Consider the following 821-nt stretch of genomic DNA (forward strand, 5'->3'; position numbering starts at 1 on the left):
ATTCCGGTCTGCGGCATTGATGAAAAGTGGGAGAAACGTTGAATTTACAGCGTTTCTCTTTTTTTTAGCTATTTTATATATAATTCTGTCAGTTGTAAAAAATTATAAATTGAGATATACTGTTCACCAGTATATTGGGAGAAAACAGAGAAATAATGAAAGAGAAGGGATGTTTTAAATGAACGATAACAAAAGTTTTCTGGGAACAGAGCCAATTGGAAAGCTTTTGATGAAGCTGGCGCTTCCTACAGTAGCGGCTCAGCTGATCAATATGCTTTATAATATTGTAGACCGTATTTATATAGGGCACATTCCCGGGGACGGAGCTCTGGCTCTGACCGGCGTGGGAGTGTGTATGCCGATCATCATGATTGTATCTGCTTTTGCAGCGCTGGTAGGCAACGGAGGTGCGCCCAGAGCTACCATTTATATGGGAAAAAAGGATAATGATACTGCTGAAAGAATATTAGGGAACTGCTTTACCGCACAGATCATAATTTCAGCTGTCCTTACGATGGTTCTTCTGATCTGGAACAGGGATCTCCTCCTTGCTTTTGGCGCAAGTGAAAATACCATTGATTATGCAGTGGCATATATGAATATCTATGCTTTTGGAACTGTTTTTGTACAGATCACATTGGGAATGAATCTGTTTATCACTGCTCAGGGATTTGCAAAAACGGGAATGCTTTCCGTACTTCTTGGAGCAGTGACAAATATTATCCTGGATCCGGTATTTATTTTTGGGTTCCATATGGGAGTAAGAGGCGCTGCACTTGCAACGATCCTTTCTCAGGCTCTTTCCTGTATCTGGGTACTTT

The 821-nt window shown here is 40.9% G+C and carries 1 protein-coding gene; it reads left to right on the forward strand.

What is annotated here, in order from left to right; all coding sequences use genetic code 11:
* Positions 1-178 precede the first annotated feature (178 nt).
* Positions 179-821 (forward strand): MATE family efflux transporter (locus QVP40_RS00015; protein ID WP_288200016.1); only part of this gene is annotated, 643 nt, incomplete at its 3' end.

It is taken from the genome of Blautia sp. CAG:257 (genome assembly GCF_000433815.1).
In the GTDB taxonomy this organism is placed as follows: domain Bacteria; phylum Bacillota; class Clostridia; order Lachnospirales; family Lachnospiraceae; genus Blautia_A; species Blautia_A caecimuris.